We start from the raw sequence: 1,468 nt of genomic DNA, 5'->3' as shown, positions 1-1,468 counted from the left end.
TCCCCGGACCGTGCCGTCCCGCCCGGCCCGCGCGAGCGCCCCGGCGCCCCGGACTCCCCGGGCCTCGCCGAGGCGCCGGGCGTGCCCGAGGCCCAGGGGGCCCCCGACGAGGACCACGACGATCAGGACCACGACGGGGGCGCCGGCCGGGCGCACGGCCGGCGCGGGTCCCTGCACTCGGTGCTGCACGTCGTCCTCGCCGGCGGGGTGCTGCCGCTGGTGTCGCTGGCCACGGGGCCGCTGCTGGCGCGCACCCTGGGCCTGGAGGGGCGCGGGCACCTCTCCGCCGTGCTGGCCCCCGTGGCCCTCGTGCCCTACGTGCTCTCGATCGGCCTGGGCGACGGCGCCTCCTACCTGGTGGCCCGGCGCGGCAAGCGCCCCGCCGACGTGGCCCTCGTCCTGGGCCTGTTCGGCGCGGGCACCGGCGCCCTGGGCGCCCTGGCGCTGTGGCTGCTGGCGCCCGTGCTGCTGGCCGACTACCCCCGGGGGATCGGGCTGCTGCGCGCGCTGGGGCTGACGCTGGTGCCGGCCATGGCGCTGGGGGTCGTGCAGGCCGCGCGCACCGGCGAGGGCCGCTACGACCTGCTGGTGCGCGAGCGGTGGATCGCCGGCCTCTCGCGCCTGGCCGCCCTCGGCGGCCTGGCGCTGGCCGGCGCGCTGACCGTGGCCAGCGGCGCGTGGGCGCAGGTGCTGCTGCTGGTGGTCGCCCAGTGCGCCGCCCTCAGCGGGCTGTCGCGCCCCCGCGCGCGGTGGCGCCAGGCCCGGGAGATCGCCCGCGAGGGCACCCGGTTCGGTTCGCGCGCCTGGGGCGGCGAGCTGGCCGTGTTCGTCATCCTGCGCCTGGACCAGACGGTCATGCTGCCGCTGGCGGGGGCCGGTCAGCTCGGCCTGTACGTGGTGGCCGTCTCGCTGGCCGAGGTGCCCACCATGCTGCTGGGCGACCTGCGGCGCCTGCTGCTGGCGGAGGTCGCCGCGCGCCGCGACGCGCAGCTGGCCGCCCGCGCCTGCCGGCTGGCCGTCGTCGCGGTCGGGCTGCCGGTCCTGGCCGGGATGGCGCTCACGCCGCTGGTCGTGCCGCTGCTGTTCGGCAGCGAGTTCGCCGGGGCGGTGCCCATGGCGGTCGTGCTGCTCAGCGCCTCCGTCTTCTCCGGCCTGAACCTCTTCCTCGGCGGCTCCATCAGCGCGCTGGGCAGCCCGGGCACGCAGTCGCGCGCGCAGATGGTGAGCCTGCTGGTCGCCGTCCTGGGCATCGCGCTCATCCCCCCGTTCGGGGGCATGGGCGCGGCGGCCGGGAGCCTGCTCGCGTACGCGGCGGGCACCGTCGTGATGGTCGCCGTCTTCCGGCGCCTGACCGGGCTGCCGCTGCGCGCGGTGGTCGTCCCCCAGCGCGCGGACGTGGCCTTCCTGGTCTCGTCCGTGACCCGCAGGTTCCGGCGGTCCTCGTGAGCGCCGACCCCCTCCCCCCGCC

At 78.7% G+C, this 1,468-nt stretch carries 1 protein-coding gene; it reads left to right on the top strand.

From position 1 onward, the window contains the following. On the top strand, nt 1–1,446 hold a 1,446-nt coding region (locus GTR00_RS20690; RefSeq protein WP_166613408.1), incomplete at its 5' end, for a lipopolysaccharide biosynthesis protein. Nucleotides 1,447–1,468 lie beyond the last annotated feature (22 nt).

Source organism: Kineococcus indalonis (assembly GCF_009906395.1).
GTDB lineage: Bacteria > Actinomycetota > Actinomycetes > Actinomycetales > Kineococcaceae > Kineococcus > Kineococcus indalonis.
The sequence above is the reverse complement of the archived record's forward strand: the minus strand, read 5'-3'. Positions and strand labels throughout refer to the sequence as shown.